14 protein-coding genes are annotated in these 16,402 nt (G+C 68.9%); 9 read left to right on the plus strand and 5 right to left on the minus strand.

What is annotated here, in order from left to right; genetic code table 11:
* The first annotated feature begins 89 nt into the window (after positions 1 to 89).
* The 7 genes from RZE77_RS20360 (at position 90) to mgtA (ending at position 9,076) form a co-directional block, all read left to right on the plus strand.
* A complete protein-coding gene (locus tag RZE77_RS20360) occupies positions 90 to 2,249 on the plus strand; it encodes an indolepyruvate ferredoxin oxidoreductase subunit alpha (RefSeq protein WP_319439000.1) in 2,160 nt (719 codons plus the stop codon).
* A gap of 11 nt (positions 2,250 to 2,260) precedes the next feature.
* Positions 2,261 to 3,883 (plus strand): indolepyruvate oxidoreductase subunit beta family protein, encoded by a 1,623-nt coding sequence (locus RZE77_RS20365; RefSeq protein ID WP_319442389.1) that lies wholly within the window; start codon positions 2,261 to 2,263, stop codon positions 3,881 to 3,883.
* A gap of 28 nt (positions 3,884 to 3,911) precedes the next feature.
* A complete protein-coding gene (locus RZE77_RS20370; protein WP_319439001.1) occupies positions 3,912 to 4,895 on the plus strand; it encodes a Bug family tripartite tricarboxylate transporter substrate binding protein in 984 nt (327 codons plus the stop codon).
* Between the two features lie 40 nt (positions 4,896 to 4,935).
* The gene (locus RZE77_RS20375; protein ID WP_319439002.1) at positions 4,936 to 5,367 is read left to right on the plus strand and encodes an acyl-CoA thioesterase; all 432 of its coding nucleotides are present in this window, start codon (positions 4,936 to 4,938) and stop codon (positions 5,365 to 5,367) included.
* 9 nt (positions 5,368 to 5,376) lie between these two features.
* Positions 5,377 to 5,580 carry a hypothetical protein gene (locus tag RZE77_RS20380; RefSeq protein WP_319427222.1) on the plus strand — a complete coding sequence of 68 codons (204 nt, stop codon included), beginning with the start codon at positions 5,377 to 5,379 and terminating at the stop codon, positions 5,578 to 5,580.
* A gap of 368 nt (positions 5,581 to 5,948) precedes the next feature.
* Complete coding sequence (locus RZE77_RS20385) at positions 5,949 to 6,179, plus strand: hypothetical protein (RefSeq protein ID WP_319439003.1); 231 nt, start codon at positions 5,949 to 5,951, stop codon at positions 6,177 to 6,179.
* 221 nt (positions 6,180 to 6,400) lie between these two features.
* Positions 6,401 to 9,076: a magnesium-translocating P-type ATPase gene (gene mgtA / locus RZE77_RS20390; protein ID WP_319439004.1), complete on the plus strand. Its 2,676-nt coding sequence runs from the start codon at positions 6,401 to 6,403 to the stop codon at positions 9,074 to 9,076.
* Positions 9,077 to 9,461: 385 nt separating this feature from the next.
* On the opposite strand, the gene RZE77_RS20395 is transcribed toward mgtA, so the two are convergent.
* The 4 genes from RZE77_RS20395 to xdhC all read right to left on the minus strand — a co-directional run bounded on the left by RZE77_RS20395 (position 9,462) and on the right by xdhC (position 14,731).
* Positions 9,462 to 10,904 carry an NAD-dependent succinate-semialdehyde dehydrogenase gene (locus RZE77_RS20395; RefSeq protein WP_319427226.1) on the minus strand — a complete coding sequence of 481 codons (1,443 nt, stop codon included), beginning with the start codon at positions 10,902 to 10,904 and terminating at the stop codon, positions 9,462 to 9,464.
* A gap of 179 nt (positions 10,905 to 11,083) precedes the next feature.
* Positions 11,084 to 12,424 carry a glycerate kinase type-2 family protein gene (locus tag RZE77_RS20400; protein WP_319439005.1) on the minus strand — a complete coding sequence of 447 codons (1,341 nt, stop codon included), beginning with the start codon at positions 12,422 to 12,424 and terminating at the stop codon, positions 11,084 to 11,086.
* 76 nt (positions 12,425 to 12,500) lie between these two features.
* Entirely contained in the window at positions 12,501 to 13,706 is a 1,206-nt protein-coding gene (locus RZE77_RS20405; protein ID WP_319439006.1) for a urate hydroxylase PuuD, read from the minus strand.
* Positions 13,707 to 13,924: 218 nt separating this feature from the next.
* The gene (xdhC, locus tag RZE77_RS20410) at positions 13,925 to 14,731 is read right to left on the minus strand and encodes a xanthine dehydrogenase accessory protein XdhC (protein ID WP_319439007.1); all 807 of its coding nucleotides are present in this window, start codon (positions 14,729 to 14,731) and stop codon (positions 13,925 to 13,927) included.
* A 53-nt stretch (positions 14,732 to 14,784) separates the two neighbouring features.
* Here xdhC and RZE77_RS20415 point away from each other — a divergent pair, with 53 nt between their 5' ends.
* Positions 14,785 to 15,285 (plus strand): hypothetical protein, encoded by a 501-nt coding sequence (locus RZE77_RS20415; RefSeq protein ID WP_319439008.1) that lies wholly within the window; start codon positions 14,785 to 14,787, stop codon positions 15,283 to 15,285.
* 2 nt (positions 15,286 to 15,287) lie between these two features.
* On the opposite strand, the gene uraH is transcribed toward RZE77_RS20415, so the two are convergent.
* Positions 15,288 to 15,638, minus strand: a complete 351-nt coding sequence (gene uraH, locus RZE77_RS20420) for a hydroxyisourate hydrolase (protein WP_319439009.1) — start codon at positions 15,636 to 15,638, stop codon at positions 15,288 to 15,290.
* A 90-nt stretch (positions 15,639 to 15,728) separates the two neighbouring features.
* Between uraH and RZE77_RS20425 the strand changes: the two genes are divergently transcribed.
* Positions 15,729 to 16,394: a GntR family transcriptional regulator gene (locus RZE77_RS20425; protein WP_230537845.1), complete on the plus strand. Its 666-nt coding sequence runs from the start codon at positions 15,729 to 15,731 to the stop codon at positions 16,392 to 16,394.
* Positions 16,395 to 16,402: the final 8 nt, after the last annotated feature.

The following is a 16,402-nucleotide window of genomic DNA, read 5'->3' on the forward strand; positions in this document are numbered from 1 at the left end:
TGGCGCCGGCGAAGCGCGGCGCGGGCAGAGCGCTTGCCGCATCGCGCCATCGCCATCACTCAACCCATCCATCAACGGAGTCGAATCTCTTGGAAGTTTCATTCAGCAAGGAAGTGGAGATGCTGCGCCTGGGCGCCGGCGACACCTTCCACGGCGAGGGCATCCTCGCAATCACCAAGGGCCTGCTGCAGTCGGGCGTGGCCTACGTGGGCGGCTACCAGGGCGCGCCGGTGTCGCACCTGCTCGACGTGATGGTGCAGGGCAAGGCCTACATGGACGAGCTCGGCGTGCACGTGGAGGCCTGCTCCAACGAAGCCTCGGCCGCGGCCATGCTCGGCGCGTCCATCCATTACCCGCTGCGCGGCGCCGTCACCTGGAAGTCAATCGTCGGCACCAACGTGGCGGCCGATGCGCTCTCCAACCTGTCGTCGCCCGGCGTGACCGGCGGTGTGCTGGTGGTGGTGGGCGAGGACTACGGCGAAGGCGCGAGCGTGATCCAGGAGCGCACGCACGCCTATGCGCTCAAGTCGAGCATGTGCCTGCTCGATCCGCGGCCCGAGCTGGGCGTGATGGTGCGCATGGTGGAAGAAGGCTTTCGCCTGTCCGAGACTTCGAACATGCCCTGCCTGATGGAGCTGCGCATCCGCACCTGCCACGTGCGCGGCAGCTTCGAGTGCAAGGACAACATCGCACCCGCCGTCTCGACCCGCGCGCTGATGAGCGAGCCCGCGGGCTTCGACTACATGCGGCTCGCGCATCCGCCCGTTACCTTCCGCCACGAGAAGCTCAAGGGCGACGAGCGCATTCCGGCCGCGCGGCGCTACATCGTGGAGCACGGACTCAACGAGCTGATTCCGGGCGGCCGGCATGCCGATCTCGGCATCGTGGTGCAGGGCGGGCTCTACAACGCGCTCATCCGCAGCCTGCAGCAGCAAGGCCTGGCCGATGCCTTCGGCGAGACGGACATTCCGATCCTGGTGCTCAACGTGACCTACCCGCTGGTGCCCGAACAGGTGGCCGACTTCTGCCTGGGCAAGCGCGCCGTGCTGGTGGTGGAGGAAGGCCAGCCCGAATACATCGAGCAGGACATCGCCACCCTGCTGCGCCGGCGCGACATCCAGACGCCGCTGCACGGCAAGGACATGCTGCCCGCAGCCGGCGAATACGGCGTCGAGGTGCTCGCAGGCGGCCTCGGCGCCTTCGCCGCGAAGTACATCGAGAGCGGCGAGGCTTCGTCTTCCGCAAAGGCCTGGCTGGCCGGCAACTGCGAGCGCCGCGAGGCCGTGGCGCGCCAGCTCGAGACGCTGCTGCCCAACCGGCCGCCGAGCTTCTGCATCGGCTGCCCCGAGCGCCCGGTGTTCTCGGCCCTGAAGCTCGCGCAGCAGGAGACGGGGCCGGTGCACATCGCGGCCGACATCGGCTGCCATGCCTTCGGCACCTTCGAGCCCTTCTCGATGGGGCATTCGATCCTCGGCTACGGCATGAGCCTGGCGAGCCGCGCGGGCGTGGCGCCCATGATGAACCGCCGCACGCTGTCGATCATGGGCGACGGCGGCTTCTGGCACAACGGCCTGCTCACGGGCGTGCAGAGCGCGCTCTTCAACGGCGACGACGCGGTGCTGCTGATCTTCAAGAACGGCTACACCTCGGCCACCGGCACGCAGGACATCATCTCCACGCCCGACGACGAGATGAAGGAACGCGCCGTCGACAAGCAGCAGAGCCTGGTCGACAAGAACCAGACCATCGAGGCCACGCTGAAAGGCCTGGGCGTGCAGTGGATGCGCACCGTCACCACCTACGAGGTGGAGCGCATGCGCAAGACGCTGACCGAAGCGCTCACCAGCGACTTCAACGGCCTCAAGGTGGTGATTGCCGAGGGCGAATGCCAGCTCGAGCGCCAGCGCCGCATCAAGCCCTGGATTGCCGGCCTCCTTCAGCGCGGCGAGCGCGTGGTGCGCGTGAAGTACGGCGTCGACGAAGACGTGTGCAACGGCGACCATGCCTGCATCCGGCTGTCGGGCTGTCCCACGCTCACGCTCAGGGACAACCCCGACCCGCTCAAGGTCGACCCGGTGGCCACCGTGATCGACGGCTGCGTGGGCTGCGGCCTGTGCGGCGAGAACGCGCATGCGGCCACGCTGTGCCCGAGCTTCTACCGCGCCGAGGTGGTGCAGAACCCGAAGTGGCACGAGCGCCTGCTGCACGCGCTGCGCGGCGCCGTGGTGCGCGTGCTGCAACCCGCATGAGAGACGACCACATGGAACAGAACCGTCCCACGACCCTGCTCGTCTGCGCCCTTGGCGGCGAAGGCGGCGGCGTGCTCACCGAATGGCTGGTCGACATCGCCCGCCATGCCGGCCATGCCGCGCAGAGCACGTCGATTCCCGGCGTGGCGCAGCGCACCGGCGCCACCACCTACTACATCGAGGTGTTCCCGGTGCCGCTCGCGCAGCTGGCCGGCCGGCGCCCGGTGTTCAGCCTGAGCCCGGTGCCGGGCGCGCTCGACGCCATCGTGTCGTCGGAGCTGCTCGAGACCGCGCGCCAGATCGGCAACGGGATGAGCGCGCCGCTGCGTACGCTGGTCATCAGCTCGTCGGCGCGCATCTTCACCACCGCCGAGCGCATGCAGCCCGGCGACGGCCGCGCCGATGCGCAGCGCCTCGTCGACGTGGTCAAGGCCTTCAGCCGCGAACACCATGTGTTCGACATGAATGCCATGGCGCGCGAGACTGGCACGGTGGTCAGCGCGGTGATGCTCGGCGCCATCGCGGGCAGCGGCCTGTTTCCGTTTCCGCGCGAGGCCTATGAGCATGTGGTGCGCGGCGGCGACACCCGCGCGCCCGAGAAGCTGGGCAGGATGGCCGCGGCCAGCCTGCGCGGCTTTGCGGCGGGCTTCGAGGCCGTGGGCACGCCGCGCGCGCAGGCCGCCTTCGTGAGCAGCGTGCTGGCCGCCGACACCCGCGACGCGCCGCCACCGCCGCGCGCCTTGCCGGACGAACTGGCGCGGCGCTTTCCGCCCGCCGTGCACGACATGCTCGCGCTCGGCCATGCGCGCGTGCTCGACTACCAGGACGCCGGCTACGCCGCGCTCTACGCCGAGCGGCTGGGCCGGGTGCTCGATGCCGAGCGCGCCGCCGACCCGGCCGGCGTGCAGGGCTTTGCCATCACCCGCGAGGCCGCGCGCTGGCTCGCGCTGTGGATGGCCTTCGACGACATCGTGCGGGTGGCGGCGCTCAAGGGCCGTGCCAGCCGCGCGCAGCGCGTGCGGCAGGAAGTGCGTGCGGCCGACGAAGACATCGTGAAGGTCTACGACCATTTCAAGCCCGGCGCAGCCGAGTTCGCCGCACTGCTGCCGCCGGGGCTGGCGCGCCGCGTCACTGCGTGGGACCGCGGCAGGCAGGCACGCGGCCTCGCGCCCTGGGCGCTGCCGCTGAAGGTGGGCAGCCACTCGGTGGCCGGCATGGCCTCGCTGCGCCTCTTGTCATCGCTGAAGTGGCTGCGCCGCCGCGGCCACCGCTTTGCCGAGGAACAGGCGCTGATCGAACGCTGGCTCGCGGCGGTGGAAGCCGGCACGCGCGAAGCCTGGGCGCTGGGCCACGAGCTCGCGCTGTGCGGCCGGCTCATCAAGGGCTACGGCAGCACCAACGAGCGCGGCAAGCACAACCTGCTGCACATGATCGGCGAACTCGCAGGCCATGCAACGCTCGCCGCGCCGGCACGCGCCGAGGCGATTGCCGCGGCGCGCGAAGCAGCCCTGGCCGACGAGGGCGGCAAGGCGCTCGACGCCGCGCTGGTGCGCCACGGTGCCGCGCCGCGGCCCGTGCAGGCGCAGGCTATCCGCTGGATGAAGCGGCCGCCGTCCACCGCCGCCCGACCCTGATTCCATGACAACACAGGAGACACCACCCATGCCCCACCACGCCCTTCCCTGGCGGCGACGCCTGCTGTTCACCGCCGCCTGCGCGCTGCTGGCCTGTGCGCAGGCGCATGCCGACACCTGGCCCGCCAAGCCGATCAAGGTGGTCGTCAACTTTCCGCCCGGCGGCGCCGCCGACCAGATCGCGCGCGCGGTCTCGCAGCCGCTGCAGGAGGCGCTCAAGCAACCCGTGGTGATCGAGAACCGCGCGGGCGCCAACGGCAACGTCGGCGGCGAGGCGGTGGCGCGCGCACCGGCCGACGGCTACACGCTGCTCATGAGTTCGGGCGGCATGGTGTCGGTGAACCCGCACCTGTATGCGCGCATGAGCTTCGATCCCGCGAAGGACCTGGTGCCGGTGGCCGCGGCCGCGCGCGTGCTGGTGTTCCTGGTGGCCAGGCCCGCGCTGCCGCCCACCAACATCCGCGAGTTCATTGCGTATCTCAAGACCAACCCGGGCAAGCTGTCGTATGGCTCGCCGGGCAACGGCAGTTCGCCGCACCTGGCGGGCGAGATGTTCAAGAGCCAGGCCGGCGTCTTCGCGCTGCACGTGCCCTACCGCGGCGCGGCGCCCGCGCTGCAGGACCTGCTGGCAGGCCAGATCGACTATGCCTTCGACCCGGGCATCGGCCTGCAGCAGGTGCGCGCCGGCAAGCTCCGGCTGCTGGCGGTGGGCAGCCCGCAGCGCTCGCCGCAGTTCCCCGACGTGCCCACGCTCGACGAGGCCGGACTGCGCGGCTTCGACGCCGACACCGTGTTCGGCTTCTACGCGCCCGCAGGCACGCCGCCTGAAGTGGTGACGCTGCTCAATGCGCAGATCAACCGCGCGCTCGCGCTGCCGGCCGTGAAGGAACGCATCGCCTCGCTCGGCGGCGAAGCGTTGCCGGGCTCGCCGGCCGAGTTCCAGCGGCGCGCGGCGGCCGATTCGCAGCGCTTCGGCGCGCTGATCCGCGACCGCAGGATCGTTGCGGATTGAGCGCATGCATCGCCCCGTGGCTGACCACGAAAATGAACTGATGAGCAACAGCAAAGAAATCACCTATACAGCGCGCGTCGAGTTCGGCGACTGCGATCCCGCCGGCATCGTCTGGTTTCCCAACTTCTTCCGCTGGATCGATGCGGCGTCGCGCCACTTCTTCGCCGAGTGCGGCGTGCCGCGCTGGGAAGAAACGGCGTGCACGCTGGGCGTGATCGGCACGCCGCTGGTCGACACGCACACGCGCTTCGTCAAGGCCGCGAGCTACGGCGACACGCTGCAGATCGCGGTGCGCGTCACCGAGTGGCGCGACAAGAGCTTCGTGCAGACCTACCGCGTGCTGCGCGGCGACGAGCTGATCCTCGAATGCGAGGAGGTGCGCATCTTCGCGGCGAAGCGCGAAGGCGGCGGCATCCGCGCGGTGCCCATTCCACCCGCGATCCGCGCGCTCTGCGACGAGGCCGCGTCTTAGAATGGACCGATGAACTGGCGCACTCTTCTTCCGCTCGCTTTGCTCGTCACCGGCTGCTCCGTACCTCCCAACCAGGTGGTGCCCTTCCGCGAAGGCGTGCTGCGCGCACCCACGTACACCCAGGCCACCGACCATTGCAGCGCCAAGGGCCAGACGCCGCGCTGGGTCGGCAAGGCGCCCGCGGAATCCGGCGTCCTGTTCCAGTGCTACTGAGCTTCGCGGCGACCCCCTTGCGGGCGCGCTGCAGCGCAGCGCGATAGCCCTGCGCAGTGTCGAGCCAATGGGTTGACGACCCTATGACGCAGTGCAACAATCCCATATCTTTACTTCGGAGCCTCGTGCGTGGACAGTGCCAGTTGGATCAGTGACAAGACGCGTGCTTTGGCAGGCGTGACACACCCGGCTCCGTAGCGCAGGCTTCTTGCGCGCCGCGGCCAGTGTGCCCGCAGCGTGCGACCCCCTTGCCTCCTCCGGCAAGCGGCTCTCTCCCCTTCCAGATCCCGTCGTTTTCGTCGCTGACTTTTTCAGTCAGCTTGCGTGGTCTCATGCCACGAGGCCCTTCATCGCGAAGGAGCCTTGTCATGCGTCAGTTTCATTCCTGCCAGCAACGGCAACAACAGCAGCAGCAACAACCGTCGTCGCCGCAGGCGCAGCCGCGCGTTCGCGGCACCTCGGCGCACGCCCAGGGCCATGCGGCCGCCGCACCGGCCATCGACGCGACGCTGGACCAGGCGGCGGCGCTCTGGACCACACGGCGCATCCGCAGCTTCTTCCTGCTGCTGGACCGGAACGCCGGTCCGAAGCAGCGCTGAGCCGGCCGCCGCGCAGAACCGCAACCGTATCTTCATCGCAGGAGGCCACCATGGACCCCGCCCCTCGCTTGCGCCCCAGCGCGCCCCGCTCTCTTTTTGATTCGATGCCATTTGCTTTCATCACAACCCGGCGCGCCGCGCCGCGGAGGACTCCTGCCCGCTGATTGACCGAGGCGGCCGGTTCCCTCCTTCGCGGCCCGCGCCCGAAGGAGAAGAACCCCATGATCCGCCGCGAACACCTGCCGCGCGCCGCACGGCCGCGCATCGCCCCGGCCGCCGCCGGCACCTCCCCAGACATCTCGAAGGCACTGCAGGCCGCGTCGCGCACCGATGCCGGCGAGGTGCTCCTCGAACTCCACAGCTCGCCGCAGGGCCTGGACGAAAACCAGGCGCAGGCGCTGCGCAAGCAGTTCGGCAGCAACGAGGTGCGCCACGACCAGCCACCGCCATGGTGGGTGCACCTGTGGCAGTGCTACCGCAACCCTTTCAACCTGCTGCTGACCGCGCTGGCGCTGATCTCCTGGATCACGGAAGACATGAAGGCCGCGCTCGTGATCGGCAGCATGGTGGGGCTGTCGACCGTGCTGCGCTTCCTGCAGGAGTCGCGCTCCAGCAAGGCGGCCGAGCGGCTCAAGGCCATGGTGAGCAACACGGCCACCGTGCTGCGGCCCGCGCCCGGCGCTGCGAGTGCGCTGCGCATCGAAGTGCCGATGCGCGACCTGGTGCCGGGCGACGTGATCGCGCTCTCGGCCGGCGACATGATCCCGGCCGACTGCCGGCTGCTCGCCGCCAAGGACCTGTTCATCAGCCAGTCGGCGCTGACGGGCGAAGCGATGCCCGTGGAGAAGTTCTGCATCGACCACGGCGGCCCCGAAGCCGGCGTGCTCGAGCGCGAGAACCTGCTCTTCATGGGCACCAGCGTGGTCAGCGGCACCGCCACCGCGCTCATCGTGCACACGGGCAACCGCACGTTCTTCGGCGCGCTGGCGCAGCGCGTGACCGCCGCCGACCTGGGCACCAGCGCGTTCCAGGCCGGCATCAACCGCGTGAGCTGGGTGCTGATCCGCTTCATGCTGGTGATGGCGCCGCTGGTGCTGGTGATCAACGGCGTGGCCAAGGGCGACTGGTGGGAGGCGGCGCTGTTCGCGCTGTCGATCGCCGTGGGCCTCACGCCCGAGATGCTGCCGATGATCGTGACGGCCACGCTGGCCAAGGGCGCGGTCGTGATGTCGCGGCAGAAGGTGATCGTGAAGCGGCTGGAAGCCATCCACAACTTCGGCGCCATGGACGTGCTGTGCACCGACAAGACCGGCACGCTGACGCAGGACCGCATCGTGCTGGAGCGCCACACCAACGCCTGGGGCGAAGCCTCGGACCATGTGCTGCAGATGGCCTACCTGAACAGCTTCCACCAGACGGGCCTCAAGAACCTGCTCGACAAGGCCGTGCTGAGCCACGCTGAAATGCAGCTGGAGACGCGGCTGCAGACGGCCTGGCGCAAGATCGACGAAGTGCCCTTCGACTTCGCGCGCCGCCGCATGTCGGTGGTGGTCGAGAACGGCGGCAGCGAGCACCTGCTGGTCTGCAAGGGTGCGCTGGAAGAGATTCTCTCGGTCTGCACTTCGGTCGAGCGCGGCGACGAGGTGCTGCCGCTCGACGCCGATCTGCTCGCACGCATCCACGGCATCGCGTCGGAACTCAACACCCAGGGCCTGCGCGTGGTGGCCGTGGCCAGCCGCGTGCTGGCCGCCGGTGCACAGCGGCAGGCCCAGGTGGCCTACGGCGTGGCCGACGAAACGGCGCTCACGCTGCTGGGCTATGTCGCTTTTCTCGATCCGCCGAAGGAGTCGACCGCGCCCGCGCTGCGCGCGCTGGCCGCGCACGGCGTGGCGGTGAAGGTGCTGACAGGCGACAACGAACTGGTGGCGCGCAAGGTCTGCGGCGACGTCGGCATCGAGGCCGGCCGCGTGGTGCCGGGCCGCGAGATCGAGGAGCTGGACGACGCCGGCCTGCGCACGCTGGTCGAGCGGCACCAGGTGTTCGCCAAGCTCACGCCCGCGCACAAGGAGCGCATCGTGCGTGCGCTGCATGCGAACGGGCACGTGGTGGGCTTCATGGGCGACGGCATCAACGACGCGCCCGCGCTGCGTGCGGCCGACATCGGCATCTCGGTGGATGGTGCGGTGGACGTGGCCAAGGAGTCGGCCGACATCATCCTGCTCGAGAAGAGCCTCATGGTGCTGGAGCAGGGCGTGGTCGAGGGGCGCCGCACCTTTGCCAACATGCTGAAGTACATCAAGCTCACGGCGAGCTCGAATTTCGGCAATGTGTTCTCGGTGCTGGTGGCAAGCGCGTTCCTGCCCTTCCTGCCGATGCTGCCGCTGCATCTGCTGGTGCAGAACCTGCTGTACGACGTGTCGCAGATCGCGATTCCGTTCGACAACGTGGACGTGGAGTTCCTGCGCAAACCGCAGAGCTGGAACCCGGCCGACCTGGGACGTTTCATGCTGTTCTTCGGGCCGCTGAGCTCGGTGTTCGACATCCTGACCTACGCCGTGATGTGGTTCGCGTTCTCGGCCAACACGGTGGCGCACCAGGCGCTGTTCCAGTCGGGCTGGTTCGTGGAGGGGCTGCTGTCGCAGACGCTGATCGTGCACCTGATCCGCACGCGCAAGATCCCGTTCCTGCAAAGCCGCGCGGCCTGGCCGCTGCTGGCGATGGGCGCGGCGATTGCCGCGGCGGGCATCTGGCTGCCGATGGGGCGGCTCGCGCACTACTTCAGGCTGCAGGCGCTTCCGCTGGCCTACTTTCCGTGGCTGGCCGCGATGCTGGCGGGGTATGCGACGCTCACGCAGGCGGTCAAGGGGTGGTATGCGCGGCGGTTTGGGTGGCAGTGATGTTTTGTCCGGGCGCTTTGTTCTTGGCGCTCTTGTTCGGGCGCTGTTGTTCAGGGCGCGTGCACAGGCCACCGGGTACTCCCCTCCGCGAATGTCCCCCGGCTTCGCCTCCTCCTTGATTTCGCTGCGGGGAGCACCCGATGCCCTGTGCACTTGGGCAGGCTGCTGGTGTACCGCTGATCAACGACCGCTCTTTGCAACGCTCCCGCTGATGGGGTGCCTTGCGCAGCGAAATTAAGGGGGAGGCCGAAGGCCGGAGGACATTCGCGGAGCAAGGTACCCCGTCGGCGGGAGCGCGCCCTGAACAAAGCCACACACAAAAAAGCGGCACCGCCGCGAAGCGATGCCGTCTTTTGCAAAGAGCCCGAGCGGTTCGAACGGCCGCTTACACGCTCATGATCGAAACAGCCTTGGTGTTCAGGTAGGCCTCGAGCGCCTCCGGGCCGCCTTCCGAGCCGTAGCCCGAATCCTTCACGCCGCCAAAGGGCATTTCAGGCGAAGGCGCGGCGGGCTGGTTGATCCACAGCATGCCGAGTTCGAGCTTCTGGCTCAGCAGGTGCGCGTTCTTGATCGACTTGGTGAAGGCATAGCCGGCCAGGCCGAACGGCAGGCGGTTGGCTTCGGCAATGGCTTCTTCCAGCGTGTCGAAGCCGCGGATCGCCGCGATCGGGCCGAAGGGCTCGTTGTTGAACACGTCGGCATCGAGCGGCACGTCGGTCAGCACGGTGGGTGCGAAGAAGTTGCCGGTGTCGCCGACGCGTTCGCCGCCGGCCGCCACGGTGGCGCCCTTCTTGCGCGCATCGTCCAGCACATGGGCCATGGCCGTGAGGCGGCGCGCATTGGCGAGCGGGCCCAGGGTCGTGCCTTCGGCCAGGCCGTCGCCGAGCTTCAGGCCTTCGGTGTACTTGACCAGCGTGCGGGCGAATTCCTCGCGCAGGCTGTTGTGCACCAGGAAGCGGGTGGGCGAGATGCAGACCTGGCCCGCGTTGCGGAACTTGGCGGCACCCGCGGCCTTCACGGCCAGCGCCACGTCGGCGTCCTCGGCCACGATGACCGGTGCGTGGCCGCCCAGCTCCATGGTGACGCGCTTCATGTGCGAGCCGGCCAGCGCGGCCAGCTGCTTGCCGACCGGGGTGGAACCCGTGAAGGTCACCTTGCGGATGATCGGATGCGAGATCAGGTAGTTCGAGATTTCGGCCGGGTTGCCGAACACCAGGCCCACGGTGCCGGGCGGAATGCCGGCATCGACGAAAGCCTGCAGCAGCGCGGCCGGCGAGGCCGGGGTTTCTTCCGGCGCCTTCACCAGGAACGAGCAGCCGGTGGCCAGCGCGGCGCCGAGCTTGCGCACAATCTGGTTGATGGGGAAGTTCCAGGGCGTGAACGCGGCCACCGGGCCGAGCGGCTCCTTGATCACCAGTTGCTGCGCAGCCAGGTTGCGCGAGGGCACGATGCGGCCGTAGACGCGGCGGCCTTCGTCGGCGAACCATTCGATGATGTCGGCGGCGGCCAGCGTCTCGCCCTTGGCTTCGGCCAGCGGCTTGCCCTGCTCCTGGGTGAGCAGCTTGGCGATTTCAGGTGCGCGTTCGCGGATCAGGCCGGCGGCGCGGCGCATGACGGCGGCGCGCTCGTTGGCGGGCGTGTTGCGCCACTTTTCGAAGCCGCGCTGGGCGGCGGCCAGGGCGCGGTCGAGGTCGGCGATGCTGGCGTGCGCCACCTTGCCGATGGCCTTGCCGGTGGCGGGGTTCACGACGTCCAGCGTCTTGCCGCCGGTGGCGTCGACCCATTCGTTGTCGATCAGCAGGCGGGTGTCGGTGTAGGTGGCGGTCATGGCGAACTTTTCCTTCGAGGACTGGATGATGATGAAAAGGGGAAATCTGGGTGCGCGGCGCGGCACCCGGAAGGTGCGCTTGCGACAACGGCGGCAAATTGCCGCCGGGTGCATAGATTAACCCGAGTTCGCGAAGCCCGCCGGAGCCGGGAAACCGGCCCCTTTTGCCGTTGCAGCCGCTACAGGATCAACAGCGCCCGGAAGTCGTTGACGTTGGTATTGGTCGGCCCCGTCACGAACAGGTCGCCGATCGCGTCGAAGTAGCCGTACGCGTCGTTGCGGTCGAGGTGGTCCGACAGCTTCCTGCCGGCCGCGGCGGCGCGCGCCAGCGTGTCGGGCGTGACGAAGGCGCCGGCGTTGTCTTCCACGCCGTCGATGCCGTCGGTGTCGGCGGCCAGCGCCCAGACCTGCGGCTGGCCCATGAGCGCGCCGGCCAGGCCCATGCACAGCTCGCCGGCCCGCCCGCCCCGGCCCTTGGCCTGGCAGGGCTGGCGGGGGCGGATGGTGACGGTGGTCTCGCCGCCCGAAAGAATCACGCAGGGCCGCGCGAACGGCTGGCCGCGGTGCGCCACGGCGCGCGCCAGCGCCGCATGCATCTTGCCGACCTCGCGCGATTCGCCTTCGATCTCGTCGCTGAGGATGTGCGCCTCGATGCCGGCCACGCGCGCCGCCTTGGCCGCCGCTTCGAGCGACTGCTGGGGCGTGGCGATCAGGTGGACTTCATGGCCCTTGAAGACCGCATCGCCCGGCTTCGGGGTTTCGAGCTCGCCGCTCTCGAGCTGCGCGCGCACCGGCGCCGGCACCTCGATGCCGTAGCGGTCGAGGATGGCGAGCGCATCGGCGCAGGTGGTGGCGTCGGGCACCGTGGGGCCGCTCGCGATGACGGCCGGGTCGTCGCCCGGCACGTCGCTGATGGTGAGCGTGACCACGCGCGCCGGCGCGCAGGCCGCTGCAAGACGGCCGCCCTTGATGCGCGAGAGGTGCTTGCGCACGCAGTTCATCTCGCCGATGCCGGCGCCGCTGTCGAGCAGCTGCTTGTTGATGCGCTGCTTGTCCGCCAGCGAGAGGCCTTCGGCCGGCAGCACCAGCAGCGAGGAACCGCCGCCCGAGATCAGGCACAGCACGAGGTCATCGGCCGTGAGGCCTTGCGCGAGCGCGAGGATGCGCTCCGCCGCCTGCTGCCCGGCCGCATCGGGCACCGGATGCGCGGCCTCGACGAGCTCGATGCGCTGCGGCACGCCCTCGGGGCGCGGCGGGATGTGGTCGTAGCGCGTGACGACCAGGCCCGAGAGCGGCGCGTCGGCCGGCCACAGGGCCTCGAGCGCCTGCACCATCGAGCCGCCCGCCTTGCCCGCGCCCAGCACCAGCGTGCGGCCCTTGGGCGGCTTGGGCAGATGCGCGCCCAGCGTGGACAGGGGCAATGCGCGGTCCACCGCCACGCGGTAGAGATGTTCGAGGAAGGCGCGCGGTGCTTCGCGCGGATCGGGTGTGGGGCCGAAGGAAGGGTTCGATGCGGTCATGGCTTGCTTTGTCTCCATCCGGCGATTGTGCTGCGAACGGCGGCCCGCTCTCTTGACCGCGGTCTATCCGATCCGGCTAGTTGGTCTTGGCGCCGGCCTGGAACCAGCGGCCGATCAGCGCACGCTCTTCGTCGGTCATGCCGGTCGCGTTGTTCATCGGCATGATCTTCGTCACCACCACCTGCTGGTAGATGGCCTGCGCATGCGCCGCCACCTGGTCGGGCGTGTCGACGCGCACGTTCTTCATCTGCACGGCCTCGCCGTGGCACATGAAGCAGCGCTGCTCGAGCACCTTCTGCACGTCCTTGAACGCCACCGCGGGCGCTGCTGCGGCCGCCGCGGGTGCGGCGGCCGGCTCGGGCTTCATCCAGACGATGGTGAGCCCCAGCACCACGATGCCGATCAGCGCATAGGGCAGCGGGTTGCCCGCGTTGCCGAGCTTGAAGCGGTGCCGCACCACGAAGAACTGCCGGATCGCCGCGCCGCCGAGCATGATCAGCAGCAGCACGATCCAGTTGTACTTGTGCGTGTAGGTGAAGCTGTAGTGGTTGCTCAGCATCGCGAACAGCACCGGCAGCGTGAAGTAGGTGTTGTGCACGCTGCGCTGCTTGCCGCGCTGCCCGTGCACCGGGTCGACCGGCCGGCCTTCGCGCAGGGCCTGCACGTTCTTGCGCTGGCCCGGAATGATCCAGAAGAACACGTTGCCGCTCATCGTGGTGGCCATCATCGCGCCCACCAGCAAAAAGGCCGCGCGGCCCGCGAACCACTGGCAGGCCAGCCAGGTCGCGAACACGATGAAGAGCGCAATCAGCACGCCGACGATGGTGTCGCCGTTCTTGCGGCGGCCGAAGACCTGGCAGATGCCGTCGTAGACCATCCAGAACACCACGAAGAAGGCCAGCGCCACGCCAATGGCGGCGCCGGGCTGCCAGTCCATCTTCGACTTGTCGATCAGGTAGGTGCTGGCGTTCCACAGGTACGACATGGTGAACAGCGCAAAGCCCGTGAGCCAGGTGCTGTAGCTCTCCCAGTACGACCAGTGCAGGTGGTCCGGGAGCCTCTTGGGCGCCAGCGCGTACTTCTGCATGTTGTAGAAGCCGCCGCCGTGCACGGCCCACTGCTCGCCGCCCACGCCCTTGTCGAGCGATTCCTGGTCCTGCGGCTTCTCGAGGCTGTTGTCCAGCATCACGAAGTAGAAGGAAGCGCCGATCCAGGCGATCGCGGTGATGACGTGGACCCAGCGCAGCAGCAGGTTGGCCCAGTCGAGGTAATAACTTTCCATGTGCTCTCTCTCAACCCTCGTGGCGCGCGGGGACGCCACCAAGGGGTTTCAGCCTGCTCACCACTGCGGGCGCTGTAAGCAGAGAAAGTGCCGCGAACGCAGGCTCCATGAAAAAATGGGCCTCGCTCCGCTGCGGCTTGTTGTGGACCGAAAGTGTATACAGTTTTGGCAAGTGGCGGGATGCTTTTTTGAAGGCGTCGCCGCCGGGAAAACCCTGTTCAGCCCAACGACTGCAACAACTGTGCCGCCACCGCCACCGCAATAACCTCGGGCTCCTTGCCCGTGATGCCGGGCACGCCGATCGGGCAGGTGATGCGCGCCAGTTCGTCGGGCGTGAAGCCGCGCGCCTCGAGCCGGTGGCTGAAGGTCGCCCACTTGGTCTTGCTGCCGATCAGGCCGATGTAGGGCAGGTCGCCATGCGTGCGCAGGCGCTTGAGGCAGGCGATGACGATGTCCAGGTCTTCGGCGTGGCTGAAGCTCATGATCAGCACGCGGCTGCCCGGCGCGAGCGCGGCCACGGCGTCCTGCACGGGCTCGGAATGCTCGGTCTCGATCTGCGCCGGCAGTGCATCGGGAAACACGCCGTCGCGGCTGTCGATCCAGCGCACCGAAAACGGCAGGCCGGCCAGCAGCCGTGCGAGTGCGGCGCCCACGTGGCCGCCACCGAACAGCGCCACGGGCTGGAGCTGCGCAACCAATTCACGCTGCAGGGCCGGCGCGTCGGCCGCCGTGATGCGCCGGTAAGAGAGAAACATCACGCCGCCGCAGCACTGGCCCAGGCTCGGGCCGAGCGGATAGCGCTCGACGCCGTCGATCGCGCGGCGCCCCGCGAGCAACTCGCGCGCTTCCTGCGTGGCCTGGAACTCGAGCTGGCCGCCGCCGATGGTGCCCGTGAGCCCTTCGGCCCACACCGCCATCCAGGTGCCCGCCTCGCGCGGCGCCGAGCCCTGCGTGGATTCGACGCGCACCAGCACCGCGTCTTCGCGGGCCAGGCGCGCCAGCAGCTGATCGACCAAGCCGTTCATTCTCGATACCTTCGGTTGCGGGGGTGCGGATGACTCACGGTATAAACCCGGCGATGAACCGTCAGCTTACGCCGCGCCGCCTCGCCCTCCTGGCCTCTTCCCTCTGCGCCCTCTGGATCGCCGGATGCGGCACCACCGGATCGGTGCCCGGCCAGCTGAGCCGGGCCACGGCCGACCGCAGCGCCAGCGGCCCCGCGCCGCGCGCGTCGAACGCAGCCACCGCGCGCGACTACCGCCGCGATGCCGCGCGCCACATCTACGAGATCAACCGCTCGCGCATCTACGGCGGCCAGCTGCCGCCGCTGCTCTATGCGGTGGGCACGCTGCAGGTGAACCTCGATGCCGGCGGCAAGGTGGTGTCGATGCACTGGATGCGCGCGCCCAAGCATGCGCCCGAGGTCATCGCGGAGATCGAACGCGCGGTGCTGCAGGCCGCGCCCTTCCCCGCCGCCACCCGCCTCGGCCCGGTCACCTGGACCGACACCTGGCTGTGGGACAAGAGCGGGCGCTTCCAGCTCGACACCCTGACCGAAGGGCAGCAGCAAGGCGACTGACATCAAGACCCGCGGTAGGTCGAGTAGCTCCACGGGCTCACGAGCAGCGGCACGTGGTAGTGCTGGTCGGTGTGCGCCACGCCGAAGTCCAGCGACACCTTGTTGAGGAAGTTCGGCTCGGGCAGCTTCACACCGCGCGCCTTGAAGTAGCCCGCCACGTCGAACACCAGCCGGTAGGTGCCGACCTCGAGCGAGTGGTTGTCGTAGAGCGGCGCGTCGCTGCGGCCGTCCGAATTCAGCGTGAAGCGCTTCACCAGCGTGGCGTCCTCGCCTTGGGTGGTGTACAGCGCCACCTCCATGCCGGCCGCTGGGCCGCCGTGCATCGTGTCCAGTACGTGAGTGCTCAAGCCCATGGGGCGCTCCTTCGAAGGTCGATCAGCTGCGGGAAATTCCGGTGGACAAAAGTGTATACAGTTACCGGCTTTGGGTCTATCATGAAAAACATGGAGTCCTCCACCACCCGTTCGATCGTCGACGCGCTCACCAAGGCGATCGTCGACCACCGGCTGCAGCCCGGCACCAAGCTGGCCGAGCAGAAGCTGGCCGACCACTTCGGCGTGTCGCGCACGCTGGTGCGCCAGGCGCTGTTCCAGCTGTCGCAGAACAAGCTCATCCGCCTGGAGCCCGCGCGCGGCGCCTTCGTGGCGGCCCCGGCCGTCGACGAGGCCAGGCAGGTGTTCGCGGTGCGCCGCATGCTCGAGGCCGAGATGACGCGCGAGTTCGTGCGCACCGTCACGCCGGCCAAGATCAAGGCGCTCAAGGAGCACGTGGCGCTCGAAAAGTCCGCAGTGTCGGGCGAGGACATCTCGGGCCGCACCGAGCTGCTCGGCGACTTCCACGTGCGCATGGCCGAGCTCATGGGCAACCAGGTGCTGGCGCAGATCCTCGGCGAGCTGATCTCGCGCTGCGCCCTCATCACGCTGATGTACCAGAGCACCAGCGCGGCCGAGCACTCCAACGACGAGCACGCCGACATCGTGAAGGCGCTGGCCGCGCGCGACGAGGAGCGCGCCGTGCGCCTCATGACCGAACACCTGGAACACGTCGAGGCCAACCTGACCTTCGACCGCAAGGTGCCGACCAACGACATCTCGCTCGCCCTGTCCTGAACGAACGC

Origin of the sequence: Variovorax sp. SPNA7 (assembly GCF_033807855.1) — a bacterium.
GTDB classification, from domain to species: Bacteria; Pseudomonadota; Gammaproteobacteria; order Burkholderiales; family Burkholderiaceae_C; genus Variovorax; species Variovorax beijingensis.